Here is a 26,230-nt window from a genome sequence, read left to right on the forward strand (position 1 = left end):
CCGATGAGTCCGCTCGCTGGCGGCCGGGTTTTCCGCTTCTGGCCATTGCTCGATCGCGCTTGATCGGTCAACACTGCCGGCCTGCAAAACAGGAAACCGATCATGCCCAGACTGCTCTATGCGTCCTCCTCTCCCTACAGTTCCAAAGTGCGCATGGCAGCCGCCTATGCCGGCATCGACATCGAAACGGTGGCGGTCAAAACGGACGACAAACCGACCGAACTGATCGGCGCCAACCCGCTCGGCAAGATCCCGGTTCTGGTGCTCGACGACGGCCGCTCCATCCACGACAGTCGCGCCATCACCCAGCATCTCAACCGTTTGTCGAAGAGCGCGCTTTTTCCACGCAATCCCGACAAGCGGCTCGAGGCTGAAGTGCTGGAGGCATTGGCCGACGGCATTTGCGACTGCGCGCTGTCGATGGTCTATGAACGGCGCACGCGGCCCGAGGAGATGGTCTATCAGCCTTGGCTCGATCGCCAGTGGGCGAAGATCACGGCGGCACTCGACCTGCTGAATGCCAACCCGCCGAAGCTGCCGAAGAAGATCACCGCCGGCCAGATGGCGCTGCGCGCCTGCCTTGGCTATCTCTCGCTGCGTTTTGCCGGAAAATGGGAGAAGGGTCGCGCCCGGTTGACGCGATGGGCGGCACGCTTCGACGAGAAGTTTCCAGAACTGAAGCCCTGCATTCCTGGTTGATAGCCGATTGCCCGGAATTGATTTCCCGGGTTATCGATTCGATCACCGGGAAAATCACTCAGACACAAAAAAAGCCGGGCGCGAGGCCCGGCTTTTTCGTGTCGTGGCTTGAACGACTTAGAACTTCATACCGACGCCGAAGGTGACGCGGTTGTCGGTGGCCTTGACCTTGCCGATGCCGTCGAAGCTCTTGCTGCCGAAGTCGGTGTAACGATACTCGACGCGGCCGAAGACATTGTCGGTCAGCTTGATGTCGGTGCCAACACCGGCGGTCCAGCCGAGCATCGTTGCGCGATCGCTGGCCCCAAGGACGGTGTCTTCCACCTTCAGGCTTCTGCCGGCGAGACCGCCGGTGCCATAGAGCAGGATTTCTGGGCTGACCGCGTAGCCGAGACGGGCACGCAGCGAACCTTCAAAGCCGGCCTTGGAGTCGATGCCGTTGTCGTCGCCCTTGACGCCGTTGTAGCCGAGTTCGGCTTCAGCGCCGTAGACGAAGTTCTCCTGCTGCCACTGGTAGCCGCCGAAGACACTGCCGACGAAACCCTTGGTATCGGTTTCAACGTCGAAATCCTTTTCTTTGGTCCGGCCGCTGAAGCCATAGCCGACGTTGAGACCGGCGTAGGGGCCGGCCCACGAAGCGACCGGAAGTTCAGCGATCGGCGCAGGTGCCGGCGGCTCTTCCGAAACCACGTCAGCAGCATAGGCAGTTCCGCTGAGGGCGAAGAGCCCAAGCGCAACGGCCAGCGGCCGTGCGAATTTGAGATTGGCTTGCATTGTTCTTTACTCCTTAAGCCACAGGACACAGGCTTGTTTCTCACGATCGCCATCTACCCGTCCGGGGGGTGAAACGGATCTGGCGTTCGTCGGTTCCAAATGTCGTGTCAAAATGCGGCTGAAGCGAACCTGAACTTGGGTCATTCCCCGGCACGAATGAGGCAGAACCTTGACGTTGCATCTTCGCAACAGCGAAATGGCAGGAACCATCCCATGCTGCGCTGCACACCGCTTGGTGCAAGGACTCCAGCACCCTATATTGCGGTCGTGCGCGCCCGAGTCCAGGGCGGGCCGGGATGTCCAAACGGCCGTTTCGCCACAATGCTGCCCAAGGTGCGAACACCATTTAACGCATGCCGGGCCATATTTCGCCGGCACCGCTTTTTCGGGCCGAAATTGAGGATTGACACCATATGAGCAAAGCCACTGTCACGGCGCTGGTGACGGGCGGGGCCAGGCGGATCGGCAGGGCGATCGTCGAGGATCTCGCCGCGCACGGTTTTGCCGTCGCCATCCATTGCAACCGCTCGCGCATCGAGGCCGATACGTTGGCTGCCAAAATCATCGCCGGAGGTGGCCGCGCCGCCGTGGTCGCCGCCGACCTGACCGATATGGACGCCGTCGACGATCTTGTCGGCCAGGCGCAAGCAGCGCTCGGACCCATCCCGCTGCTGGTCAACAATGCGTCGCTGTTCGAGGACGATTCGGTTCGGGATTTCGACTGGCGGGCCTGGGACCGGCACTTTGCCGTCCATGTGAAAGCGCCCGCGCTGCTGGCGCAGAATTTCGCCCGGGCGTTGCCGGCAGGGCAGGAGGGCCTGATCGTCAACATGATCGACCAGCGCGTCTGGCGTCCGACGCCGCGCTACTTCTCCTATGCGCTGTCCAAGTCGACGCTGTGGACGGCCACCCAGATGATGGCGCAAGCGCTCGGCCCCAGCATCCGCGTCAATGCCATCGGCCCGGGGCCGACACTGAAGAACGCGCGTCAGGACGACAGCGATTTTGCCGCACAGGTGGATGGCTTGGTCCTCAAGCGCGGCCCGGAATTGCCGGAATTCGGCGCCACGATCCGCTATCTCTGGGAAGCGCGCTCGGTCACCGGCCAGATGATCGCGCTTGATGGCGGCCAGCATCTTGCATGGCAGACGCCCGATGTGACAGGCATGACGGAATGAGTCCTGTAGACCACAAAAGCAAGCCGCGCGGCGGCGCCGACGATCTGCCCCCCGATATCGACCTCGAGGACGAGGCGGTCGAGGAGATCGTTGAAACCGTCGGTCCCGATGTCGCCTTCACCGCCATCGACTGGACCCCGCATGCCGGCGACGCGGAAGGCATGATCGGCGCCGAGGTGATCCAGACGCTGGTCAAGCGGCTTCCCAACGCGCCCGGCGTCTACCGCATGATGAACGCTGCCGGCGATGTGCTCTATGTCGGCAAGGCGCGCAGCCTGAAGAAGCGCGTCACCAACTACGCGCAAGGCCGCTTCCACACCACCCGCATCGGCCGCATGGTGCGTGAGACGTCGACGATGGAGTTCGTCGTCACCCGCACCGAGATCGAAGCGCTGCTGCTCGAAGCCAACCTTATCAAGCGCTTGCGGCCGCGATTCAACGTCCTGATGCGCGACGACAAGTCGTTTCCCTACATTCTCTTGACCGGCGATCATGTCTCGCCGGGCATCTACAAGCATCGCGGCGCGCGCTCGCGCAAAGGCGATTATTTCGGCCCGTTTGCCTCGGCCGGTGCCGTTGGCCGTACCATCAACTCCCTGCAGCGCGCCTTCCTGCTCAGGAGTTGCACCAACTCGTTCTACGAGAACCGCACGCGGCCATGCCTGCTTTATCAGATCAAGCGCTGCGCTGGTCCCTGCACCGGCGAGGTCTCGCATCAGGACTATGCGGAACTGGTCGGCGAGGCGAAGGACTTCTTGTCCGGCCGCAGCCAGAAGGTGAAGACGGAAATCTCGGCCGCCATGCAGCAGGCGTCGGAAGCTCTCGATTTCGAGCGCGCCGCGATCTATCGCGATCGACTTGCGGCCCTGTCGCATGTGCAGAGCCACCAAGGCATCAATCCGGCGACCGTCGACGAAGCCGATGTCTTCGCCATCCATCAGGAAGGCGGCCAGGTCTGCATCCAGGTGTTCTTCTTCCGCACCGGCCAGAACTGGGGCAACCGCGCCTATTTCCCCAAGGCCGATCCGGCGTTGGAAGCAGCCGAGGTGTTGGGTTCGTTCCTGGCGCAGTTCTATGACGACAAGCCGACGCCGCGGAACATTCTTCTGTCGCATGGCGTCGAGGATCAGGAACTGCTGGCCGAGGCGCTCTCCACCCGAGCTGGCCGCAAGGTCGCGATCTCCGTGCCGCAGCGCGGCGAGAAGAAGGACCTGACCGACAACGCTTTGCAGAATGCCCGCGAAGCGCTCGGACGCCGGCTGGCTGAAACCTCCACCCAGGGACGCCTGCTTGCGGGTTTCGCCGAGACATTCGGCCTGGCCAAGCCGCCGGTGCGCATCGAGGTTTACGACAACTCACACATCATGGGCACCAACGCGGTCGGCGCCATGGTCGTCGCCGGACCGGAAGGGTTCGTGAAGAACCAGTACCGGAAATTCAACATCCGCTCGACCGAGATCACACCTGGCGACGATTTCGGCATGATGCGCGAGGTGATGGAGCGACGTTTTTCGCGGCTGCTGAAGGAGCATGGCGATGTCCCGGCTGGGGATGCGGCTGATGGTTCGGCGGACGATATGGAGGACGATATCTCCGGCAGCTTCCCGGCCTGGCCCGATGTCATCCTGATCGACGGTGGCCAGGGCCAGATGACTGCGGTGCGCAAGATCCTCGCCGATCTCGGCATCGAGGACCGGGTGGTGGCCATCGGCATCGCCAAGGGCCAGGACCGCGATGCCGGCCGTGAGCGTTTCTTCGTCAAAGGCAGGGACTCGTTTTCGCTGCCGGTTCGCGATCCCGTGCTCTATTTCGTCCAGCGCCTGCGCGACGAGGTCCACCGTTTCGCCATCGGTTCGCATCGGGCGCGCCGCAAGAAGGAGATGGTCAAGAGCCCGCTCGACGAGATCAGCGGCATCGGTCCCGGCCGCAAGCGGGCATTGCTGCTGGCATTCGGCACCGCCAAGGCGGTCAGCCGCGCCGCCATCGAGGATCTGCGGAAAGTCGACGGAATTTCCGAACAGGTGGCGAAACTGGTCTACAATCACTTCCACGAGAGTTGAAAAATCCGGCACTTTCATCTGGCCTGTCGAATCTGGCCTGTTGACCCCCTACATTCGCATCTGATTTGAGTAGGCAGGCAGAAAGAGTTTCCCAGACATGGCCAAGCGCGCGTTCAACCTGCCCAATATGCTCACCTACGCCCGCATCGTCGCGGTGCCGCTGGTGGTGCTGTGCTTTTTTCTCGAAGGACATCTGAAGTCGAGCGACTTTGCCCGCTGGTCGGCGCTGATCATCTTCCTGCTCGCCTCGATCACCGATTATCTGGACGGCTATCTGGCACGCGCCTGGCAGCAGACCTCCAACATCGGCAAGATGCTCGACCCGATCGCCGACAAGCTGCTGGTCGCCACATGCCTGCTGCTGCTGGCCGCCGATACCGATCGCCATGCGGGCATTGCCGGCTGGTCGTTGTGGGCGGCGATCATCATCCTGTGCCGTGAAATCCTGGTTTCGGGCCTGCGCGAGTATCTGGCGGCGCTGAAAGTCTCGGTGCCGGTGACGCAGTTGGCAAAATGGAAAACCGCGATCCAGATGGTCGCCATAGCGTTCCTCTTGGCCGGACCGGCCGGCGACAAGATCTTTCCGCTGACCACGCAGACCGGGCTGGTTCTGCTGTGGATCGCGGCGTTGGTCACGCTCTACACCGGCTACGATTATTTCCGCGCCGGCCTCAAGCACATCATGGACGAGTGAGATGACGACACGGCTCATCTATTTTGCCTGGGTGCGCGAACGCATCGGCATGGCTGAGGAGGATGTCGACCTGCCTGCGGGCATCGAGACGGTGACCGATCTCCTGCGCTGGCTGAAATCGCGCGGCGATGGCTACGAGCACGCTCTGCAATATCCCGACGTGATCCGCGTCGCCATCAACCAGGAACATGTCGAGCACCGCGAGAAGATCGCGGGCGCCCGCGAAATCGCGCTGTTCCCGCCGATGACCGGGGGCTGACATGAGCGGCGCGGTCTTGCCTGTCGTGCGCATTCAGCGCCAGGATTTTGACGTCGCCGCCGAGATCGCCAGACTGACGCAAGGCCGCGCCGATATCGGCGCCGTGGTGACCTTCTCCGGCCTTTGCCGCGACGAGCAGGGCGCGCTCTCAGCGCTCGAGCTCGAACACTACCCCGGCATGGCCGAAGCGGAAATCGCCCGCATCGCTGTTGAAGCGGTCGAGCGTTGGCCATTGCAGGGGCTCACCGCCATCCACCGCCACGGGAAGATCGCGCCCGGCGAGAACATCGTGCTGGTGGTGGCAGCCTCGGCGCATCGCCATGCGGCGTTCGAGGCGGCGAATTTTCTGATGGACTATCTCAAATCGCGCGCGCCTTTCTGGAAGAAGGAGCATCGGGCTGACGGCTCGGAGGGTGGCTGGGTCGAGGCCAAGGAAGCCGATGCAAACGCCGCGCAACGCTGGTATCAGTCCGAATAAGATCCGCCGCAGCCATGCATTGACCGCAATCCTTTGGCCAATTGGCGGGATTGGTCAGCCTCGGCATTGGCAGCCCGGGGCATTGGCAGCCCGGGGTGAGGGAGATGGTCATGCTGGACAGGATCGCGGAGTTCTTGATCTTCGGTTTCGTGCCTCTGGTCGTCGGCATATTGGCCGTTCCGGAGCAGTCTGTTGCCGCTGAAAGGGCCGTGAGAGGCGAGGTGATCTATCGCGAGCGCATTGCCTTGCCGCCCAGTGCCGTGCTCTCCGTCCAGCTGGCGGACGTGTCGCTGGCCGACGCGCCGGCCACCATCATCGGTGAGCAGCAAGTAAAGCCGGCAGGCCAGGTGCCGATCAGCTTCGAGATCAAATTCGACCCTTCGGTCATCCGGTCGCAGATGACTTACGCGTTGCAAGCCCGCATCACCGTCGACGACAAGCTGCTGTTCATCTCCGATATGCGCCATCAGGTCGATCCGTTGGCCGACGTGCCGCAGACCATCATGCTGAAGATGGTCACCCCGAGTGCCGAGCCGACGGCTTCCGTCTTCGACCAGCTCTGGCTGGTCGACTATATCGACGGCATCGGCGCTATTAGTGCCCCGCAAGCGACGTTCAGGGTCAGCGGGGCCGGCAAGGCGGGCGGCAGCGGCCCCTGCAACACCTATTTCGCCACCGCCAAACTCGATGGCCAAACGATCGCGATCAGGGACATCGGCTCGACCTACAAGGCCTGTGCGCCCGAGGTGATGGCCGAGGAAAAGGCGCTGTTCGATGCGTTGGCCAAGGCGGCGTCATACCGTGTCGATGCCGGAAAGCTCATCATTGTCGACAAGGATGGCCGCGAGATCCTGCGCTTCAGCGCGGCAAGCTGACCCCGACGAAGAAGGCCGGCGAAACGCCGGCCTTTTCACGTAATCCAAGGTCTGGATTATCGGCTCAGCCGACGATCTCGGTGTCCGAGAACCAGTACTTGATCTCTTCTGCCGCGGTCTCCGGCGCGTCGGAGCCGTGCACCGAGTTTTCGCCGATCGACAGCGCGTGAACCTTGCGGATGGTACCTTCGGCGGCGTTGGCCGGGTTGGTGGCGCCCATCACTTCGCGGTTCCTGGCAATGGCGTTCTCGCCTTCCAGCACCTGGACGACGGTCGGTGCCGACGACATGAATTCAACCAGTTCGCCGAAGAAGGGGCGGTCCTTGTGGACGGCATAGAAGCCTTCCGCTTCGCGGCGGCTCATCCAGACCCGGCGCGAGGCGATGACGCGCAGGCCTGCCTCTTCCAGCATCCTGGTGATGGCACCAGTGAGATTGCGCCGGGTTGCGTCCGGCTTGATCATGGAAAATGTGCGTTCGAGCGCCATGGGTCGTCCTTGTCTGAGAATGGAATTGAGAGTGGCGGGCTCTATACAAGCCGCCCGGCCCATTGCCAAGGGGTGAGGCCAAAGGGGTGAGGCCAAAGGGGTGAGGGATGGTCCGCGAAGCGGACGGAAAGCCAATTGCTTGGCTTTCCGAGCGACGAACGGTGAAAGCCCGGTCCGCCTTCGGGCGGATTGAAAGGTCCAGTGGACCTTTCAAAGGGTTTGAACGCCCGAAGGGCAGGGAGCGATAGCGAAGGGCAGGCCGCTGCGCTTTTCTGTGCTCCCGAAGCCGAGATCAGACGGCTACACAGCAACGCGTTGCTTGCTATACTCGCGTGTCGGCGCCGCGCTGAGGTCGGGCCGTATGGAGACACCATGACCATGACAGACGATCGTCAGGAACGCATTCGCAACCGTGCGCACCAGATCTGGCTGCAAGAGGGCCAGCCGGCTGGACATCATGAGCGCCATTGGCATCAGGCGGCCGCCGATGTCGACCAGGAGGACGCCACGGGCAAGTCGGCAGCCAAAAAGCCAACCAGGAAGGCAGCTGGCGCAGGCAAGGCAAAGGCCGCCCCCAAGGAGGCAAAGGCTGCCACGAAGGCCGGCAAGCCAAAGAAGGCGGCCAAGTAAGTACTGCTTTACGGCGTCAAGCCGCGGCGGCGACCTTTCGTCCCAGACCGCCATGCAGGTCGAGGCAGCGGGCGAACCACTGCGCCACCACGTCGCCGTCGTCGAGCAGTTGGTAGGGCGAGGCTATGCGCGCCCATTGCAGGGCGCCGAAGACAATATAGTCGCTGAACAGCGGCGACGCGCCGCCGATGAATGGCTGATGGAAGAGCGTCGAGCGCAATGGCTCCAGCGAGGCTCTGAAATTGCCGAGCCCGGCCTCCCTGGCGGCCATCACCTCCTCCAGCTGTTTGCCAAGACGCTGCTCCCGGCTCTGGCGGAAATAGACGGCGTTTTCCGCGTCCTGCATGGCATGGAGGTCCATGATGGCCGCGGTGGTCACGTAGGGATGAATGGTCACTTGCGACCAGCGTTCGACGAAGCGCGCCATCGCCTTGCCGCCTTCACCGCCAAACAGCGTCGGCCGGTCCGGATAGGCCTCATCGAGATAGAGCGCGATATCGAAGGAATCCGCGAGGACTGTCTCGCCGTCGCGGATCACCGGAACGGTTTTCGAAACGCCGCCCTCGACAGCAGGCACCTCGAGAAAGCGCGTCGGTACGGTTGATATGTCGAGCCCCTTGTGGGCAAGCGCCATCACCACCTTCCAACAATGCGGGCTGAACGGACGTGTGGTGTCGCGTCCGACGAGATCATAGAGCAGAATGGTCATTGGCGGCGGCGTTCCTGCGGGTTAGGTAGGCCCCGCATCGACGTGAGCCGAGGGAAGCCATGAGACAGCATTTCATGATGTTTGCGGCCTATAATCAATGGGCCAACGGTCGCATCTATGATGCCGCCGCCGAACTCGATGATGAGGAATTCAACCGCGATGTCGGCGCCTTCTTCGGCTCGATGATGGGCACGCTCAACCACCTTTTGACGGCCGACCGGATCTGGATGAAGCGCTTCACCGGCGAGGGCGACGCGCCGACGACACTGGATGCCATCCTGCATCGGGGGTTGACCGGCCTGCGGGCGGCGCGTGAAGCCGAGGACAGGAGGATCATCGATTGGGTCGGCGGCCTCAATGACAAGGCGTTGACGGGCCGCTTCACCTACATGACCGTTTCGGACATGCGCACCGTCTCGCAAAGGCTGGCGCCGGCGCTGGATCATGTCTTCAACCACCAGACCCACCATCGCGGCCAGGCGCATACGATCCTGACCATCCTGGGACGGCCAAGCCTGGGGTTGGACCTGATGCTTTTTCAGCGGACCGAGGAGGGCAGAGCTTTCGCCTGATTCGGTGCCGTCCGAAGGTCGAAGAGCTTGCGCCTACTATCGCTGCATTTTGTGCTGCAGCATTGTCTTTGCATCAGAATTAGCCGGCACACCGGATACTTGCCCGAGATTCAGGCGGCCGTCGAAGCCTCGCCCCTGATTTCGCTGTCCAGTTGGCACTGCGTCAGAGCCGCTTCCGCCATCACCCACTGCTTGAACAACTGGACCTTGCGTGCGGCAAGGCCTCTCAGCGGGGAAACAAAATACCAACCAGCCGTGTTCGGGTGGTGGACGGCGAAGGGAGCCACCAGCCTTTCGGCGCGGATGTCGCTGGCCATATAGGCACGGTTGGCCACCGCAAAGCCCATCCCGGAATTGGCTGCCTCGTAGGACATCATGCACGAGTCGAAATAGATGCTCTTGGTCTCGCTGAGCACGAAGCTGGCGCCGGCGAAACCAAGCCAGGATTGCCAATTCTGGGTGCAGGTGTCGGAATGCAGCAGGGTGAAGTGCTTGAGGTCGTCCGGTGTCACTTTCGACAGCCGCTTATCGCCGAGAACTTCGTGGAACAGCTTGCGGCTGCACACCGGTGTCAGGTCTTCGCGAAACAGCAGATCGGATTGCAGCCCGTGAAAGTGACCGTCGCCATAACGGATTTCGAGATCGAATTCCGAGGCCGTGAACTCATGCGTAGCGTAGGAGGTCGAGACCCGCATCACGATATCGGGATATTGCTGCTGGAACAGCGGCAGGCGCGGAAACAGCCAGCGTGCCGCAAAGGTCGGCAGCACCGATATTTTTAGCACATGCTCCTGCGATTGCCCGGTCGCTTCCATGCTGGCGGCGACGATTCGCTCCAGCGCCTCGCGAACGCGCGAGACATAGGTCTCGCCCTCCGGCGTCAACGACACCGCATTGCCGCCGCGCTGGAAAATCTTGAAACGAAGCTGATCCTCAAGGCTTTTCACGCGCTGGCTGACCGCTGAAGCGGTAATAAACTGTTCTTCGCCGGCACGCGTGAAATTACCGTGCCTCGCAGCACTCTCCACGATTTTAAGCGAATTGAGGTTGACCTGACTGAGCAGACGCACGGTTTCGACCTTAAGCTTGGCTTACACTAGCACCAGCATTCCTAATTTTACAGGGGTGGGTGAATTAATCGACTGTTTACCAAGTGTTGCCCCCATCCTGGAGAAGTACAATGAACGCCCATACCATTCCCGAACTGCGTTATGCGATGAGCCGCGAAGCCATTATCGGCCATGAAACCGCCTGGAAAGTGTCGAGTTTCGGTGTCGCGCAATATCTGCACGGCTATGACCCGGCACTGCTTGCAGCTATCGAGGAGGCTGCCCTGAAGCTCAAGGCCAGCCATGCCGTGCACAAGCACCTCGATCTGACCTTCATCACCGGGGCCGACCGTTTCATCCCCGAGATCAAGGAATTGCTGCATGACAAGCTGCGCCTGGAGCGGCTGTCCGACATGACGGGCACCAAGCTGGAGCCCTATCCGCTGTCGATCGTCGGCTCGACGGTCACCTTCATGAATCCCAACGACGGCGCCGTGGAGTGGCATTGCGATGGCGTTCCGGTGACCGAGCTCATTCCGCTGTCGATCAGCAATCCGCTGGTCGGCGGCCATCTCGAAATCTTCTGCGACGACTCCGAAACCGGCCGCGCCATTCTCGAAGCCGGCCGCGAGATCCCGCGCAACAGTGTCATGCGCATCGATCACAAGATGAACTACGCGACGCTCGGCCAATTCCTGGGCGTCCTGCATCGCACCGCTCCGATCCGGTTCGGCGAGCGCGTCACGCTGGTGCTCAACCAGCGCTCGGTGGCCAAACCCTATGTCGACGATAACAGAATGTTCTATCTCGCCGCCGACAACGACCACGACCGTGAGTGGGTCAGCGAACTGGCCGAAGATGTCTGGACCAATCAGCTGCCGGCCTATCGTCGGTTCGAGGCGGAGCATCCCGTGCCCACCGCCGTCGAGGCACCGGTTCCGGGCGGCGCCAGGGAATCATGGTAATGAACCATGACCCCGAAAAGTCGGAACCGGTTTTCGGACAGGATCATGGTCGAACAGCAACATAGAGTCCCATGCCGATTGTTTCGGCAGGGATCCGGCTCGATATCCGCGTTGGTCTTCGCTGCCGGTGCGGTGGCGTTGTGGTCCACCAATGCCCTGGTCGGCAAATCCCTGCTGGCCAGCCAACCGGTTTCGCAGGTCCAGTTCCTGCAATTTGCAGGCGCAGCACTCGTCTTCGCCGCCATCCGATTGATGAGCCGCGAAAGAGTAGCACCGGTCACCGCCGGGGCGGCGCTCATCTCTCTCGCGATCGGCTTCATCGGCCTGGTCGGCACCATGGTGCTGCAATACATCGCCTTCGCTTCGATGCCGGTGATCGAGGCCAATCTGGTGGCCTACACCTGGCCGCTGATGGTCGCGGCGGCAGTCATTGCCTTGGAAAATCCGCGGCGTCCGGCACTGTTGGGTCTCGCCGCGGTGGTGGGCTTCATCGGCGTTGCACTGGTGATTTCGGGAGGGCGCAACCAATCCTGGTTCGAGGGCGATCTGGTCGGCTATCTCGCCGCATTCGGGTCAGCGCTGTGCATGGCCTTCTATTCGCTCATGGTGGGACGGGTGGCCACTCCAGCGGATCGCCTGTTGCTGCCATCGTCTTTGATTGGCGTCGCTTTGATGTTTCTGTGGTGCGCTCGCGACGGTTTCACCTGGCCCGTCGGCGCGGACCTGGCCCTCGGCCTTTATCTCGGCGCCGGTCCGATGGGCCTGGGCTACTATTTCTGGTCGCGCGCCTTGAAGCTTGAAGGCAGCGACAGGGTCGCGGTGGTCGCCTATCTCACGCCGATCGCCTCGACCCTGCTTTTGACCTTGTCCGGCGAACGGCTGACGGTGACGGCCATTGTCGGAGCCATCCTCGTCATCGGCAGTTGTGTCGCGGTCGGTGTGGAACGTTCGGAGGTCGAAAACCATGTTTGACGAGAATGAGCGTCTGGCCAATCAGGAAGCGCATTGGCTGATCGACGAATTCGGCGCCGAGGCACCGCTCTACGCCGCGATGAGGGCCGAAAAGGCGATAGAACAAAAGGATTTCGCGCGTTGCGCCCGCTGGAAGCGTATTCTGGAGATATTGGACGAAAGTCCTGCCGCTAAGTCTGCTGGTTCCAAGTATTAGATTTTCTAATTTGCACGGCGTCGATTTCGCATGAATGCTATTTTTGCCGATTCTTCATTCTTTTATGAGACTTGGCGGTCCGTTGGGGGACGCGGTTAAAGAGATACATCGACACAAGTCTTCGCTGGGGTGGAGGATTTTGTCGCAAATAAGGTGAAAGAATTGTCAAATATCGATGATAAGACCGTTATCGAGCTGACGGCCGATATTGTCTCGGCCTATGTAGGCAACAATCCGCTTCCTGCTGCCGGCCTGCCTGAGTTGATTGCCAGCGTCAGTGCTTCGGTTCGCAAGCTCGCTGGTGCAGTTGTCGCGGAAACTCCAAACCTGGTTCCGGCAGTCAATCCGAAGAAGTCGGTGTTTCCCGACTACATCATTTGCCTTGAGGACGGAAAGAAGTTCAAGTCGCTCAAGCGGCATCTGCGGACCGACTACGGCCTGAGCCCGGACGATTATCGGGCCAAATGGGGCTTGCCGCCGGACTATCCGATGGTTGCGCCAAACTACTCGGCGACGCGATCGGCGCTGGCAAAGTCGACGGGACTTGGCCGCAAGCCGGCAGCAGCGCCGGCCGCTGTCGCCAAGGCAACGAAGCGCAAGGCGACTGCCTGAGAGCAGGCAAGCCACTGTTCGGCTGCTTTGACGACGCCCTCGCTGGCGTCGTTTCGAGGCCTTGTGCGGCCAACTGGCCGGCAAGGCCTTGCGAAGCGTTGATGTCCGGTGCAAAAGCGCGGCCATGCTGATCATCAACGACCTATCGCTCCGCATGGCCGGACGCCTGCTTCTCGACCATGCTTCGCTGACCTTGCCGGCCGGCACCAAGGCCGGCCTTGTCGGCCGCAACGGTACCGGCAAGACGACGCTGTTCAAGGCCATCACCGGCGATTTCCCGTCCGAGACAGGCTCGATCAGCCTGCCGAAGAGCACCCGCATCGGCCAGGTGGCGCAGGAAGCGCCGGGCACCGAGGACGCGCTGATCGAGATCGTGCTCAAGGCCGATCTCGAACGCACGGCGCTGCTCGAAGAAGAAAAGACGGCGACCGATCCGCACCGCATCGCCGACATCCATATGCGGCTGGCCGATATCGACGCGCACTCAGCCGAATCCCGCGCCGCCACCATTCTCGCCGGCCTCGGCTTCGACGACGCTGCGCAACGGCGTCCGGCCTCGTCCTTCTCCGGCGGCTGGCGCATGCGCGTGGCGCTTGCTGCGGTGCTGTTTGCCGAGCCCGACCTGCTGCTGCTCGACGAGCCGACCAACTATCTCGATCTCGAAGGCACGCTGTGGCTGGAAAACTACGTTTCGAAATATCCGCACACCGTGCTTTTGATCTCGCACGACCGCGACCTGCTCAACCGCGCCGTCAATTCGATCGTCCACCTCGACCAGAAGAAGCTGACCTTCTGGCGCGGCGGCTACGACCAGTTCGAGCGTCAATATACAGAGCAGAAGGAATTGCAGGAGAAGGGCCGGGTCAAGCAGGAGGCCGCGCGCAAGCACATGGAATCCTTCGTCGAGCGGTTCCGCGCCAAGGCCTCCAAGGCGAGACAGGCGCAGTCGCGCATCAAGGCGCTGGAGAAGATGAAACCGATCGCGGCCCTCGTGAACGATTCGGTGCGGCCGTTCTCCTTCCCCGAGCCGGTGAAGACGGTGGCCTCGCCGATCGTGGCGCTGAACAACGTCAATGTCGGCTACACCGAGGGTCAGCCGATCCTCAAGAAGATGACGCTGCGCATCGACGCCGACGACCGCATCGCGCTGCTCGGCGCCAACGGCAACGGCAAGTCGACCTTCGCCAAATTGCTGTCCGGCCGGCTCAAGCAGGAGAGTGGCACCATGACGGTGGCGCCCGGGTTGAAGGTGGCGATCTTCGCCCAGCACCAGCTCGACGACCTCCGGCCGGACGAAAACGCCTACGAGCATGTCCGCCGGCTGATGCCGGAGGCCCCGGAATCGAAGGTGCGCGGCCGCGTCGCCCAGTTCGGCCTCACGACCGAGAAGATGAACACCGCCGCCAAGGATCTGTCGGGCGGCGAGAAGGCGCGGCTGCTGATGGGGCTGTCGGCCTTCGAGGGGCCAAACCTGTTCATCCTCGACGAACCGACAAACCATCTCGACATCGATAGCCGCGAATCGCTGATCCATGCGCTGAACGAGTTTCCCGGCGCCGTGATCCTGATCTCGCATGATCGCCATCTGCTGGAGGCAACCGCCGACCGCCTGTGGCTGGTCAAGGACGGCGCGGTCAACCCCTATGACGGCGATCTCGAGGACTACAAGACGCTGGTCACCGGCGTCTCCGGCGACCGCCGCGGCAAGCGCGAGGCCGACAAGGCGTCAAAAGCCGACCGCCGCCGCGATGCGGCGGCTCGCCGCGCTGCCTTCGAGCCGCTGGCCAAGGAGATCCGCGCCACCGAAGCGCTGATGGACCGCATTCGCAAGCGCATCGACGGCATTGAGGACGAACTGTCCAATCCGGCGGTCTACGAGAAGGATCCCTCGACGGCGACACGGCTGGCGAAGGAGCGCTCGCAACTGGCCCAGACGCTGGCCGGCCACGAGGAAAAGTGGCTGACCATGTCGGCAGAGTATGAGGAAGGCACGGCGGAGTGATTACCCTCCCCCTTGTGGGGAGGGTCGATCCGCGAAGCGGAGCGGGGTGGGGGTCTGCGCCACACCCCACCCCGGCGTTACACGCCGACCCTCCCCATCAAGGGGAGGGTAAGATCTGGCCCTACACGCCGCGTCCGGAACCGGTTAACCTCGCCCCATGAACCAACACGCCAAGCTTCGCATCGGCCATTCGGCCTGTCCGCATGATTGCCCCTCGACCTGCGCGCTCGAGGTCGAGCTGCTCGACGACAATCGCATCGGCCGCGTCCATGGCGCCAAGTCCAACAGCTACACGGCCGGTGTCGTCTGCGCCAAGGTTGCCCGCTATGCCGACCGCGTCCATCATCCCGACCGTTTGCTGAAGCCGCTGATCCGCGCCGGTTCCAAGGGCGACGGCGCCTGGAAAGAAGCAAGCTGGGAGGCGGCGCTCGACCTCGTCGCCGAAAAATTCATCGCGGCCGAGGAGAAATACGGCTCGGAGACGGTCTGGCCCTATTATTATGCCGGCACGATGGGGCTGGTGCAGCGCGACGGCATCGACCGGCTGCGCCACGCCAAGAAATACTCCGGCTTTTTCGGTTCGATCTGCACCAATCTCGCCTGGACCGGCTGGATGATGGGCGCCGGCGCCTTGCGCGGGCCGGACCCGCGCGAGATGGCGAAATCCGATTGCGTGGTGATCTGGGGCACCAATGTGGTGGTGACGCAGGTCAACGTCATGACGCACGCCATCAAGGCGCGCAAGGAGCGCGGCGCGAAGATCGTCGTCATCGACGTCTATGAGAATGCGACGATGAAGCAGGCCGATCTTGGCCTGGTGTTGAAGCCGGGCACCGATGGCGCGCTGGCCTGCGCGGTCATGCATATGCTGTTCAAGGAAGGCATGGCCGACCGCGCCTATCTCTCGAAATACACTGACGATCCGAGAGGACTGGAAGCGCATCTCAAGACGCGCACGCCGGACTGGGCGGCCGGGATCACCGGCCTGACGGTCGCCGAGATCGAGGCCTTCGCCCGCCTCGTCGGCACGACGAAAAAGACCTATTTCCGCCTCGGCTACGGCTTCGCGCGCCAGCGCAATGGCGCCGTCAACATGCATGCAGCGTCCTGCATCGCGGCTGTCACCGGCAGCTGGCAATATGAGGGCGGCGGCGCCTTCCATTCCAACTCCGGCATCTTCAAGCTCAACCAGGAAGTTCTGGAAGGCACCAGGATGCGCGATCCCTCGATCCGCCATCTCGACCATTCGCGCATCGGCCCGGTGCTGACCGGAGCCAGCGACGCGCTTTATGGCGGCCCGCCCGTGACGGCGATGCTGATCCAGAACACCAACCCGGTAAATGTCGCGCCGGAGCAGCGGCTGGTGAAACAGGGTTTTGTGCGCGACGACCTGTTCTCTTGCGTGCATGAGCAATTCATGACCGACACGGCCAAGCTTGCCGATGTCGTTCTGCCGGCGACGATGTTCCTCGAGCACGACGACGTCTACAAGGGCGGCGGCAACCAGCACATCACGCTCGGCCCCAAGCTGATCGAGCCGCCGGAGGGGCCGCGCACCAACCATTTCGTCATCGAGCAATTGGCTGATCGCCTCGGCGTCGCCGATCGCCCGGGCTTCGGCATGACCGAGCAGCAGCATATCGACATCATCCTGGGCAAGCGCGGGCTGGGTAGTTTCGAAAGCTTGAAGGAAGACAAGTGGGTCGACCTGCAGCCGGACTTCGACACCGCGCATTTCATCAAGGGGTTCGGCCACGCCGACGGAAAATTCCGTTTCCGCGCCGACTGGACCGGGCAGGCGGCCCCCAACCGGCCGCCGAAAAGCATGGGCCTGTTCGGCCCGGTGGCGCTTCTGCCGGAATTTCCCGACCATGTCGACTTGATCGAGGTCGCCGACGAAGCGCATCCGTTCCGGCTGACGACGTCGCCGGCGCGCAATTTTCTCAACTCGACCTTTTCGGAAACGCCGGTGTCGAAGGCCAAGGAGGGCCGCCCGGAACTGCTTCTGCATCCCGACGATGCCGCAGCCCTTGGGTTGGCCGACGGCGATCGCGTCGAGGTCGGCAACACGCGCGGCGAAGTCGTGCTGCATGCAAAGCTGTTTGACGGGATCAAGCGCGGCGTGGTGATCGCCGAAGGCATCTGGCCAAACAGCGCCCATGAGCGCGGCGAAGGCATCAACGTTCTGACCGGCGCCGATGCGCCGGCGCCCTATGGCGGTGCTGCCTTCCACGACAACAAGGTCTGGCTGCGCGCGGCAGGCTGAGGTCGGCGAGAACTCCGCTCGTCTCGCGCCAGATCAGACCGTGCAGGATTTTTCGGCCGCCTGACGCTAGCCGGGTAAGGGCACCGTCAGCCCGACCTTGACCCGGTCCATCGCAACAAAAGTTCGGAACTTGCGGACATTGTTGCTGTCGAAGAACAGTTTTCGCGTCAGCGCCTCATAGGCGGCCATGTCGGCCACGGTGATGACCAGGATGAAATCGGCCTCGCCGGTGACATAGTAGCATTGCTGAACCTCGGGGGTTGCCGAGAATTGCCGCTTGGCCGCGTCGATCAGTTCGGCACGTTCGCTCTCGAGTTCCACCTCGACGAAGATGGTGATCGGCTGGCCGACCGCTGCCGGCTCGACGACCGCGACATTGCCGGCGATGACGCCGGTCTGCTCCATGCGCTTGATGCGGCGCTGCACCGCCGGCGCCGACAGGTTCACCGCCTCGCCGATCAGCCGCTGCGGCGTCGTGTTGTCGCGCTGCAGGATGGCAAGGATGGCGAGATCGAAACTGTCGAGCATGGGTGGCGATACAGGCAATGGAGAGGTCCTCGGCGAAACAAACTTGCATTTGGGAGGCCATATTGCAGCGCCCTTTGCACCGATCCTGCAATATATTCTCGCCGAACGCCAAGGAGGCCCGCCAGTGTTCCTGCTCAACCGCAATACTCTGCATCGCCTGCCACTCGATCCGGCCGATGCCGAAATCCTCGGCATGGCCGGCGCTGACACGGTCGAGCGTTTTCTTTCCCATCGCGACAATCACCTGATGACGCCACTGCATGCGCTTCCGGCGTTTGCCAGCGAGCTCGGAATTAGCGCTATCCATATCAAGGATGAAGGCTTTCGCCTCGGCCTCGGCAGCTTCAAGGCTCTGGGCGGCGCTTATGCCGTCTTCCGCCTGGTGCTGGAGGAGGCAGGCAACCGGCTGGGCCGGCCCGTCGATATGGCCGATCTCAATCGGCCTGATGTACGGGCCGTCACTGCTGCGATGACATTTGCCTGTGCGACCGACGGCAATCATGGCCGCTCCGTTGCGCAAGGCGCGCAACTCGTCGGCGCGCGGGCGGCGATCTTCGTCCACGCCGGCGTCAGCGAGGAGCGCATAGCGGCGATCGCCCGCTATGGTGCCGAGATGATCCGCGTCGACGGCAACTATGATGATTCGGTCAGGCAGGCCGCCCAGGTTTCGGCCGAGAAGGGCTGGACCGTCGTGTCCGACACCTCATGGCCGGGCTATGAACGGATTCCTAGCCTGGTCATGCAGGGCTATACGGCGATCGTGCGCGAAGCGCTGCGTCAGTTCCCTCGGACACCAACCCACGTCTTTGTGCAGGCTGGTGTCGGTGGCATTGCCGCCGCGCTGGCCGGTCATCTCGCCATCGTGCTCGGTGACGCCAGGCCGACCTTCATCGTGGTCGAGCCGGCGCGTGCAGCCTGTGTTTTTGCAGCCGCCCAGGCCGGGCACCCGGTCAAGGTCGCGCATTGCCGGCCGACGGTGATGGCCATGCTTGAATGCTACGAGGTCTCCCCGGTCGCCTGGCGGGTGCTGGCGCGCGCCGCCGATGCCTTCATGACGGTGGATGAGGCTGACGCCATCGCGGTGATGCGGCGGCTGGCCCGGCCGGCCGCCGGCGATCCGGTGATCGTCGCCGGCGAAAGCGGCGGTGTTGGTCTTGCCGGGCTGATCCGGGCGATGGCTGACAACCCGACCGAGCTTGGACTGGACGGCAAATCGCGGGTGCTGGTGATCAACACCGAAGGTGCCACCGACCCGCATCGCTATGCCGAGCTGATCGGCATGAGCCCGGCCGATGTGCTGGAAGGCAAGAGAAAAGCCGAGGCAACGGCATGATCGCCATCGATGCACAGCGCCTGCTTGGCCGTATCCGCGAACTCGGTGCCGTCGGTCGCGACGGCGAGGACAGGCTGATCCGGCTGGCCGCCTCCGACACCGACAAGCAGGGCCGCGATCTCTTCGTCGGCTGGCTGCGGCAGGCCGGACTCGATGTCGCCATCGACCGGGTCGGCAATATTTTCGGCACCTGGCAAAGCCCGGACAACAGGGAGCAGGCGCCGCTGCTCATCGGCTCGCATATCGACACCGTCATCGATGCCGGCATCTATGACGGCTGCTACGGGGTGCTTGCCGGGCTGGAAGTGATCGAGACGCTCAAGGCGACAGGCTTTTCGCCGTCGCGCCCGATCGCGGTCGCCGCTTTCACCAATGAGGAGGGCGTACGCTACACGCCCGACATGATGGGCTCGCTGGTCCACGCCGGCGGCATCGATGCCGAAACGGTGCTGGCGGCCGTCGGCACGGACGGCAGCGTGCTGGGGCAGGAACTCGCCCGCATCGGCTATGCCGGCGACCGGGAGCCCGGCTTCCTCAAGCCGCACGCCTATCTCGAACTGCACATCGAACAGGGGCCGGTGCTGGAACGCGAAGGTTTGCCGATCGGCGCGGTGGAGAATCTGCAGGGCATCTCCTGGCAGCGTATCACCATAGAGGGCGTCGCCAATCATGCCGGCACCACGCCGATGTCGATGCGCAACGATGCCGGCCACGCCGCCGCCCGGACCATCACCTTCCTGCTCGACCGGATCAAAGCCTCGAACGCGCCGACGGTGGCGACCGTGGGTACGATCCGCTTCGAGCCGAATGCCATCAACGTCATTCCCTCGCGCGCCGTCTTCACCATCGATCTGCGCGACCCCGACGAACAGCGCCTGCAGGCGGAGGAGGCGGCGCTTGCCGCCTATCTCGAGCAGCTTGCCACCGATGAGAACGTGACGATCTCGGTCGAGCAACTGGCTCGCTTCGAGCCGGTGATCTTCGACCTTCGCATCGTCGAACGAATCGAGGCGGCCGCGAAACGCCGTGGCCTTGGCGTCAGGCGCATGACGTCCGGCGCCGGCCACGATGCACAGATGCTGGCGCGCATCGCACCGGCGGCCATGATCTTCGTGCCGAGCGCCGATGGCATCAGCCACAGTCCGCGCGAACACACCGAAGATTCCGAGCTTGTTGCCGGGGCCAACATCCTGCTTGATGTGGCCGCGCAACTGGCAAACTAGGTCAGAAGGGGCGGAAAATGTCTGAACTCGATCGCGATGCGCTGAAGCAGGAAATGATTTTCTGGCGGCGCGATCTGCACGCGCATCCCGAATTCGGTTTCGAGGAGAAGCGTACCGCAGCCTTCGTCGCTGCCAAACTGCGTGAGTTCGGCCTCGATGACGTCAGCGAAGGCGTCGGCGGCACCGGTATCGTCGGCACGTTGACGCGCGGCAGCGGCAATCGGGCGATTGCGCTCAGGGCCGACATGGATGCACTGCGCATATCAGAACAATCGGACGCACCCTACCGGTCCGGCAATCCTGGCATCATGCATGCCTGCGGCCATGACGGCCACACCACCATGCTGCTCGGCGCGGCAAAGCTGCTGGCAGGTGAGGGCGGTTTCGACGGCACCGTGCGCTTCGTCTTTCAGCCGGCCGAGGAATGGGGCAGGGGCGCACTCGCCATGCTCGACGATGGGCTGATGCAGCGCTTTCCCTTCGACGAGATCTTCGGCCTGCACAATATGCCCGGCTTGCCGATCGGGCATTTCGAGACCCGTGCCGGCCCCATAATGTCGGCCGAGGATATCTTCGAGATCGTGCTCAAAGGGCTCGGCGGCCATGCCGCGCGGCCGCATGCGGGCAATGAGACGCTGGTCGCCGCCTGCGCGCTGGTCACCAATCTGCAGACCATCGTCTCGCGCCGGCTGAGCCCGGCCGACATATCGGTGGTTTCGGTGACCGAGCTGATCACCGACGGCACCCGCAACGCTCTGCCCGGCCTTGCCCGCATCCTCGGCGATGCGCGCAGCTTCCGCCCCGAGGTCAGCGCCGAGATCGAGCGGCAGATGCGCATCATTACGCAGGGCACCGCTGCCGCCTACAATGTCGCGGCCGAGGTCAATTACAGCAGGGAGTTCGTGCCGCTGCGCAACGATGCTGAAATGGTCGATGCAGCATTTGCCGCCGCAAGGCACGTCTTCAAACCCGGCAACATCGCCGTCGCTCGCGAGCCGATGACCGCCTCCGAGGATTTCGCCCGCTTCCTCGACCATGTGCCGGGCTGCTTCGTCTTCCTCGGCAATGGCGAGGGCTCGGCGCCGCTGCACAATTCCAGCTACGATTTCGACGATGACGGGCTGTTGTTCGGCACGAATTTCCATGTCGCGCTGGTCAGGCAACAATTGGGCGGCGAGGCGGGAAGATGAAGGAGATTGCCGGGATGCTGGCCAGGACAAGCTTGTGACGGACCGGCGACCGATAGGGCAGTGCGCCTCGGTACGCTTTTAACAAAGATAATCCCCCGATGACGCAGGGGAAAGACTCAGCTAGCCTTACCTGTGCGGCGGACCTAATTATCCGCTTGGCCGGCGCTTCACTCCTCCCAAGCGGCGCCGGCCTTCTTCTCCAAAAAGTCCGTCCGGGACGCCACAGCGGGTTGCGGCAGCACGCGAACCCCGCAAAACGCCAAGTTCCGCCTCCGGTTGCCTCAAGAATGCATCGGGGAGCGCTGGCGAAACCGCCCTCCATCTTCGACTGCGCGCGTGGACGATTGGCAAGGGAACCAAAGGCGGTTTCCCCGGTTGGTTCTACTCCAAAGGAGTGTTGCACTATGTTCCGTCTGCTCGTCGCCGGCGCCTTCGCCTATGTCACTTATCGTATCGCCAGGAAGATGGTCGAAAACGTGCCCGATACGGTCGACCCGCTGCTGTTGCCGCCGTCGCAATATGATCGCGAGACCTTGCGGCGGCAGTCGGCCGACATGGGTGTCGATCCGCAACGCTAAAGACACGGATGTCGCACTTCGGCCTGTCACGAGGCCAGCCCCGCATCGATATTGCGAACAAAGCAGAAACGATGCTTGATGGGGGATGAACCTCGCCACTGCTGATTCGACCTTTCGGGACCCGACCGTCCAGCCTGCCTATCTCGCCCGGCTCAACGATGCCCAGCGCCAGGCAGTCGAGCACGGCGACGGCCAGATAGCCGGTCCGCTGCTGGTCATTGCCGGCGCCGGTTCGGGCAAGACCAACACGCTAGCTCACCGCGTCGCCCATCTGGTCGTCAAGGGGGCCGACCCGCGCCGCATCCTGCTGATGACGTTCTCGCGCCGCGCCGCGTCCGAAATGGCCAGGCGCGTCGAGCGTATCGCCGGCGAAGTGCTCGGCCGCGATGCAGCTGTCATCACCGATGCGCTGACCTGGGCGGGAACCTTTCACGGCATCGGCGCGCGGCTGCTTCGCGACTATGCGCTGGAGATCGGCCTCGACCCTGCCTTCACCATCCATGATCGCGAGGATTCCGCGGACCTGATGAATCTGGTCCGCCACGAACTCGGCTTCTCGAAGACGGAAGCGCGTTTCCCCACCAAGGGAACCTGCCTTGCCATCTATTCGCGCGCCGTCAACGCACAGGCGCCGCTCAACGAGGTGTTGGGTTCCGCCTTTCCCTGGTGCGCCGGTTGGGCCGAGCAGCTGAAACAATTGTTCGCCGGTTATGTCGAGGCCAAGCAGGCGCAAAACGTGCTCGATTACGACGATTTGCTGCTCTACTGGGCGCAGATGGCGGCGGAGCCCGAGATAGCAGCGCATCTGGGCGGGCGTTTCGACCATGTGCTGGTCGACGAATACCAGGACACAAATCGCCTGCAGGCTTCGATCCTCATGGCACTGAAACCCGACGGCGCCGGGCTGACGGTGGTGGGCGACGATGCGCAGTCGATCTATTCGTTCCGCGCCGCCGAGGTGCGCAACATCCTCGACTTCCCCAACCAGTTCGCGCAAGCCGCCGACGTCGTGATGCTGGAGCGCAATTACCGCTCGACCGAAACCATCCTGGCGGCCGCCAATGCGGTGATCGGCGAAGCCTCGGAGCGCTTCACCAAGAACCTGTGGTCGGAGCGCAAGTCGACCGACAGGCCAAAACTGGTGACCGTGCGCGACGAGGTCGAGCAGGCCAATTTCGTCTGCGATACCATCCTGGCCGAGCGCGAGGCCGGCACGGCACTGAAATCGCAGGCGGTGCTGTTTCGCGCCTCGCACCACAGCGGCCCGCTGGAGATCGAGCTGACGCGGCGCAACATTCCCTTCGTCAAGTTCGGCGGCTTGAAATTTCTCGATGCCGCTCACGTCAAGGATGTGCTGGCGGTGCTGCGCTTTGCCGAAAACCCGCGCGACCGGGTCGCCGGCTTCCGCGTGCTGCAGCTGATGCCGGGCATCGGCCCTTCGGCTGCCGCGCAGATCGTCGAGACCATGACGACGGCGCTGGACGAGGCGATGGGGCTGGCCGGCTGGCGTCCGCCGCAACGCGCCGCCGATGACTGGCCGGGCTTCGTCTCGCTCTATTCCGGCCTGCGCGCCGGCGCCAAATGGCCTGCTGATCTCGAACAGATCAGGCTGTGGTACGAGCCGCATCTGGAGCGCATCCACGAGGATGCAACGACGCGCCGCGCCGATCTCTTGCAACTCGAGCAGATCGGCTCGGGCTACGCCTCGCGCGAACGCTTCCTGACAGAACTGACGCTCGATCCGCCGGACGCCACCAGCGACCAGGCCGGGCCGCCGCATCGCGACGAGGACTATCTGATCCTGTCGACCATCCATTCGGCCAAGGGCCAGGAATGGAAGAACGTCTTCGTGCTCAACACGGTCGACGGCTGTATCCCGGCCGATCTCGGCGTCGGCACCAAGGAGGACATCGAGGAGGAGCGCCGGCTGCTTTACGTGGCGATGACGCGAGCCAAGGACAATCTCAACCTGGTCATGCCGCAACGCTTCTTTCCGCACGGCCAGGCGGCGCGCGGCGACCGCCATCTCTATGCCTCGCGCACCCGCTTCATCCCGGCTTCGATCCTGGCTGCGTTCCAGCAGGTGTCCTGGCCGAGCGCACAGGCGGCACAGGGCAGGGCGGCTCGGCCGGAGGTGCGCGTCGACATCGGCGCGCGCATGCGCGGCATGTGGAAATAGCTGCGGGATAGCGCCCCATGTTGAAACCACCGGTCAGGGTCGCCATAGCGGGTGCGCTGGGCCGCATGGGCCGCGGGATGGCGTCCGCCATGCAGGGCGACGCGCGGCTGGCGCTCGCCGCCCGCTTCCACCGGCCGGGCAGTATCGGCGAAGGGCTGGTGAGCCGCGACGAGGCGCTTGCCGTGGCCGACCTGGTCATCGACTTCACCACGCCGGCTGCCTCGGCTGATCTGGCCAGCATTTGCGCCGAGCGCGGCGGGCCGTCCCTGGTCATCGGGTCGACGGGCTTCGATGCTGCTGAATTGGCTGCTATCGCCGACGCCGCGAAAACGATTGCCATCGTGCGCTCCGGCAGCTTTTCGCTCGGGCTCAACATGCTGGTCGGGCTGGTCGAGCAGGCGGCGCGGGCACTCGATCCCGATGACTGGGACGTGGAGATTGTCGAGGCACACCATCGCCACAAGGTCGATGCGCCATCGGGGACGGCGTTGATGCTGGGGCATGCCGTAGCCGGCGGACGCGGCATCGACCTGGACACGGTCGCAAGGCTTGCACGCGACGGCGTCATCGGCGCGCGGCCGACCGGCGAGATTGGCTTTGCGGTGCTGCGTGGCGGCAGCATCATCGGCGAACACAGCGTCAGCTTCTGCGCCGAGGGCGAGACCTTGACCTTGTCGCATGCAGCCGGCGACCGCGTCATGTTCGCACGCGGCGCCATCGCCGCCGCGCTCTGGCTCGAGGGACGCCCGCCAGGCGAATATGACATGCGCGACGTGCTGGGCATGACCGGCCTATAGCGGCCGGTTTGTCGTCCCGGTTGGACGTACGCACCCATATCTCGTCCACCTCCGCACCGAAAAAAGAACGCTGGAGGGGTCAGGTCTCTTCAAACCGAACCGTTCGGTTCGATTTCTGTTGACGGACTGTATAGCAGATGGTGAACGCTGGCCTGGTTGTCGGCCTCGGATAGTGGGAGAAGAATCTCACTAAAGATTTGATTTCGAACAATAAAATTATGACCGCCGGGGGCCTGTGCCAAATTTCAAGGCCCGGATTCAAGCTGCGGAGGAACATCTTCGTGATTGGAATCCGCGGCAGGGCAAACCCATCTCGGGGTGGTCCGAGCGACGCGAAATTCCTCCCAAGGGCACGCCACCAGACGGACAGAACAAAGAAATACTGGAGTAACTAAAATGACCAAGATCGCTCTTACCGCCGCCGCCATCCTCGTTGCCACGGGGACTGCTTTTGCCGGCAGCGACAACTATGGCTCGGCCAACGCCAATCAGCCTGCCGTCACTGTCGACCATTCGGTCACCGCTTCGACCTCGAAGTCGACACAGACCGTTCAGGCCCGAGCGTCGCAGGGCGCTGACCGCAATCTCTTCGGCCGCTAATCGCGACTGCCGATATCAACCCAATCTTGAATTCAGGAGTAAATAAAGTGACCAAGATCGCTCTTACCGCCGCCGCCATCCTCGTCGCCACGGGCACCGCTTTTGCCGGCAGCGACAACTATGGCTCTTACAATGCCAACCAGCCGGTTGCGAACCAGTCCGTGTCCAACATCGACACCACACACACCGGCTCGATCCCGAAGTCCGTAAAGACGCAGGGTGATGCCAATGCCAAGGTGCCGGCTCAGTCGGGCCAGGGCATCTGGGGTCGTTGATTTTCTGAAGTCTGCGACCACAAAGAGCGGTGGGCTTTGCCCGCCGCTCT

At 63.0% G+C, this 26,230-nt stretch carries 28 protein-coding genes; 23 read left to right on the plus strand and 5 right to left on the minus strand.

Features of this window, described 5'->3' with window-relative positions; genetic code table 11:
• Positions 1 to 102: 102 nt before the first annotated feature.
• The gene (locus tag NP503_RS07305; RefSeq protein WP_127270637.1) at positions 103 to 699 is read left to right on the plus strand and encodes a glutathione S-transferase family protein; all 597 of its coding nucleotides are present in this window, start codon (positions 103 to 105) and stop codon (positions 697 to 699) included.
• A 117-nt stretch (positions 700 to 816) separates the two neighbouring features.
• Here NP503_RS07305 and NP503_RS07310 read toward each other — a convergent pair whose 3' ends face one another.
• Positions 817 to 1,473, minus strand: a complete 657-nt coding sequence (locus tag NP503_RS07310; RefSeq protein ID WP_023812630.1) for an outer membrane protein — start codon at positions 1,471 to 1,473, stop codon at positions 817 to 819.
• Between the two features lie 413 nt (positions 1,474 to 1,886).
• Here NP503_RS07310 and NP503_RS07315 point away from each other — a divergent pair, with 413 nt between their 5' ends.
• From NP503_RS07315 to NP503_RS07340, 6 genes are all read left to right on the plus strand, one after another.
• Entirely contained in the window at positions 1,887 to 2,651 is a 765-nt protein-coding gene (locus NP503_RS07315) for an SDR family oxidoreductase (RefSeq protein ID WP_127267620.1), read from the plus strand.
• The gene (gene uvrC / locus NP503_RS07320; protein ID WP_127267619.1) at positions 2,648 to 4,711 is read left to right on the plus strand and encodes an excinuclease ABC subunit UvrC; all 2,064 of its coding nucleotides are present in this window, start codon (positions 2,648 to 2,650) and stop codon (positions 4,709 to 4,711) included. The genes NP503_RS07315 and uvrC overlap by 4 nt, the downstream gene beginning before the upstream one ends.
• A gap of 97 nt (positions 4,712 to 4,808) precedes the next feature.
• Complete coding sequence (pgsA, locus tag NP503_RS07325; protein WP_023673449.1) at positions 4,809 to 5,405, plus strand: CDP-diacylglycerol--glycerol-3-phosphate 3-phosphatidyltransferase; 597 nt, start codon at positions 4,809 to 4,811, stop codon at positions 5,403 to 5,405.
• Between the two features lies 1 nt (position 5,406).
• Positions 5,407 to 5,664 carry a molybdopterin converting factor subunit 1 gene (gene moaD, locus NP503_RS07330; RefSeq protein WP_127267618.1) on the plus strand — a complete coding sequence of 86 codons (258 nt, stop codon included), beginning with the start codon at positions 5,407 to 5,409 and terminating at the stop codon, positions 5,662 to 5,664.
• A gap of 1 nt (position 5,665) precedes the next feature.
• Positions 5,666 to 6,142, plus strand: coding sequence for a molybdenum cofactor biosynthesis protein MoaE (locus NP503_RS07335; RefSeq protein WP_127267617.1), 477 nt, complete (start codon positions 5,666 to 5,668; stop codon positions 6,140 to 6,142).
• Between the two features lie 110 nt (positions 6,143 to 6,252).
• Positions 6,253 to 7,017: a YbaY family lipoprotein gene (locus NP503_RS07340; RefSeq protein ID WP_127267616.1), complete on the plus strand. Its 765-nt coding sequence runs from the start codon at positions 6,253 to 6,255 to the stop codon at positions 7,015 to 7,017.
• 64 nt (positions 7,018 to 7,081) lie between these two features.
• Here NP503_RS07340 and ndk read toward each other — a convergent pair whose 3' ends face one another.
• A complete protein-coding gene (gene ndk, locus NP503_RS07345; protein WP_013532476.1) occupies positions 7,082 to 7,504 on the minus strand; it encodes a nucleoside-diphosphate kinase in 423 nt (140 codons plus the stop codon).
• 372 nt (positions 7,505 to 7,876) lie between these two features.
• Here ndk and NP503_RS07350 point away from each other — a divergent pair, with 372 nt between their 5' ends.
• Positions 7,877 to 8,134 carry a DUF2934 domain-containing protein gene (locus tag NP503_RS07350; protein ID WP_127267615.1) on the plus strand — a complete coding sequence of 86 codons (258 nt, stop codon included), beginning with the start codon at positions 7,877 to 7,879 and terminating at the stop codon, positions 8,132 to 8,134.
• Between the two features lie 16 nt (positions 8,135 to 8,150).
• Here NP503_RS07350 and NP503_RS07355 read toward each other — a convergent pair whose 3' ends face one another.
• The gene (locus NP503_RS07355) at positions 8,151 to 8,843 is read right to left on the minus strand and encodes a glutathione S-transferase family protein (protein ID WP_127267614.1); all 693 of its coding nucleotides are present in this window, start codon (positions 8,841 to 8,843) and stop codon (positions 8,151 to 8,153) included.
• 59 nt (positions 8,844 to 8,902) lie between these two features.
• Here NP503_RS07355 and NP503_RS07360 point away from each other — a divergent pair, with 59 nt between their 5' ends.
• Complete coding sequence (locus tag NP503_RS07360) at positions 8,903 to 9,415, plus strand: DinB family protein (RefSeq protein ID WP_013532473.1); 513 nt, start codon at positions 8,903 to 8,905, stop codon at positions 9,413 to 9,415.
• A 110-nt stretch (positions 9,416 to 9,525) separates the two neighbouring features.
• Here the strand turns inward: NP503_RS07360 and NP503_RS07365 are convergent, their stop codons facing one another.
• A complete protein-coding gene (locus tag NP503_RS07365) occupies positions 9,526 to 10,485 on the minus strand; it encodes a LysR substrate-binding domain-containing protein (RefSeq protein ID WP_027037936.1) in 960 nt (319 codons plus the stop codon).
• A 110-nt stretch (positions 10,486 to 10,595) separates the two neighbouring features.
• On the opposite strand from NP503_RS07365, the gene NP503_RS07370 reads away from it, so the two are divergent.
• The 6 genes from NP503_RS07370 to NP503_RS07395 all read left to right on the plus strand — a co-directional run bounded on the left by NP503_RS07370 (position 10,596) and on the right by NP503_RS07395 (position 17,477).
• A complete protein-coding gene (locus tag NP503_RS07370; protein WP_164749112.1) occupies positions 10,596 to 11,429 on the plus strand; it encodes a hypothetical protein in 834 nt (277 codons plus the stop codon).
• 45 nt (positions 11,430 to 11,474) lie between these two features.
• Entirely contained in the window at positions 11,475 to 12,401 is a 927-nt protein-coding gene (locus NP503_RS07375; protein ID WP_127270635.1) for a DMT family transporter, read from the plus strand.
• A complete protein-coding gene (locus tag NP503_RS07380) occupies positions 12,394 to 12,597 on the plus strand; it encodes a hypothetical protein (protein ID WP_127268154.1) in 204 nt (67 codons plus the stop codon). The genes NP503_RS07375 and NP503_RS07380 overlap by 8 nt, the downstream gene beginning before the upstream one ends.
• A 162-nt stretch (positions 12,598 to 12,759) precedes the next feature.
• The gene (locus NP503_RS07385; RefSeq protein WP_127268153.1) at positions 12,760 to 13,209 is read left to right on the plus strand and encodes a MucR family transcriptional regulator; all 450 of its coding nucleotides are present in this window, start codon (positions 12,760 to 12,762) and stop codon (positions 13,207 to 13,209) included.
• Between the two features lie 124 nt (positions 13,210 to 13,333).
• Positions 13,334 to 15,211, plus strand: a complete 1,878-nt coding sequence (locus NP503_RS07390) for an ABC-F family ATP-binding cassette domain-containing protein (protein WP_127268152.1) — start codon at positions 13,334 to 13,336, stop codon at positions 15,209 to 15,211.
• 157 nt (positions 15,212 to 15,368) lie between these two features.
• Complete coding sequence (locus NP503_RS07395; protein WP_127268151.1) at positions 15,369 to 17,477, plus strand: molybdopterin-dependent oxidoreductase; 2,109 nt, start codon at positions 15,369 to 15,371, stop codon at positions 17,475 to 17,477.
• Positions 17,478 to 17,543: 66 nt separating this feature from the next.
• On the opposite strand, the gene NP503_RS07400 is transcribed toward NP503_RS07395, so the two are convergent.
• Positions 17,544 to 18,023, minus strand: coding sequence for an Lrp/AsnC family transcriptional regulator (locus tag NP503_RS07400; RefSeq protein WP_164749052.1), 480 nt, complete (start codon positions 18,021 to 18,023; stop codon positions 17,544 to 17,546).
• Positions 18,024 to 18,129: 106 nt separating this feature from the next.
• On the opposite strand from NP503_RS07400, the gene NP503_RS07405 reads away from it, so the two are divergent.
• The 8 genes from NP503_RS07405 to NP503_RS07440 all read left to right on the plus strand — a co-directional run bounded on the left by NP503_RS07405 (position 18,130) and on the right by NP503_RS07440 (position 26,180).
• Positions 18,130 to 19,338, plus strand: a complete 1,209-nt coding sequence (locus NP503_RS07405) for a diaminopropionate ammonia-lyase (protein ID WP_127268150.1) — start codon at positions 18,130 to 18,132, stop codon at positions 19,336 to 19,338.
• Positions 19,335 to 20,561, plus strand: a complete 1,227-nt coding sequence (locus NP503_RS07410) for a Zn-dependent hydrolase (protein WP_127268149.1) — start codon at positions 19,335 to 19,337, stop codon at positions 20,559 to 20,561. The genes NP503_RS07405 and NP503_RS07410 overlap by 4 nt, the downstream gene beginning before the upstream one ends.
• 17 nt (positions 20,562 to 20,578) lie before the next feature.
• Positions 20,579 to 21,751: a M20 aminoacylase family protein gene (locus NP503_RS07415; RefSeq protein ID WP_127273269.1), complete on the plus strand. Its 1,173-nt coding sequence runs from the start codon at positions 20,579 to 20,581 to the stop codon at positions 21,749 to 21,751.
• A gap of 404 nt (positions 21,752 to 22,155) precedes the next feature.
• Positions 22,156 to 22,329, plus strand: coding sequence for a hypothetical protein (locus NP503_RS07420; protein ID WP_127269821.1), 174 nt, complete (start codon positions 22,156 to 22,158; stop codon positions 22,327 to 22,329).
• A gap of 85 nt (positions 22,330 to 22,414) precedes the next feature.
• Positions 22,415 to 24,508, plus strand: coding sequence for an ATP-dependent helicase (locus NP503_RS07425; protein ID WP_127269823.1), 2,094 nt, complete (start codon positions 22,415 to 22,417; stop codon positions 24,506 to 24,508).
• A 17-nt stretch (positions 24,509 to 24,525) separates the two neighbouring features.
• Positions 24,526 to 25,305 (plus strand): 4-hydroxy-tetrahydrodipicolinate reductase, encoded by a 780-nt coding sequence (gene dapB, locus NP503_RS07430; RefSeq protein ID WP_127269825.1) that lies wholly within the window; start codon positions 24,526 to 24,528, stop codon positions 25,303 to 25,305.
• 396 nt (positions 25,306 to 25,701) lie between these two features.
• Positions 25,702 to 25,905, plus strand: coding sequence for a DUF680 domain-containing protein (locus NP503_RS07435; RefSeq protein WP_127269827.1), 204 nt, complete (start codon positions 25,702 to 25,704; stop codon positions 25,903 to 25,905).
• A gap of 47 nt (positions 25,906 to 25,952) precedes the next feature.
• Positions 25,953 to 26,180: a DUF680 domain-containing protein gene (locus NP503_RS07440; RefSeq protein WP_127270735.1), complete on the plus strand. Its 228-nt coding sequence runs from the start codon at positions 25,953 to 25,955 to the stop codon at positions 26,178 to 26,180.
• Positions 26,181 to 26,230: the final 50 nt, after the last annotated feature.

It is taken from the genome of Mesorhizobium sp. SEMIA396, assembly GCF_024518615.1.
Taxonomy (GTDB): domain Bacteria; phylum Pseudomonadota; class Alphaproteobacteria; order Rhizobiales; family Rhizobiaceae; genus Mesorhizobium.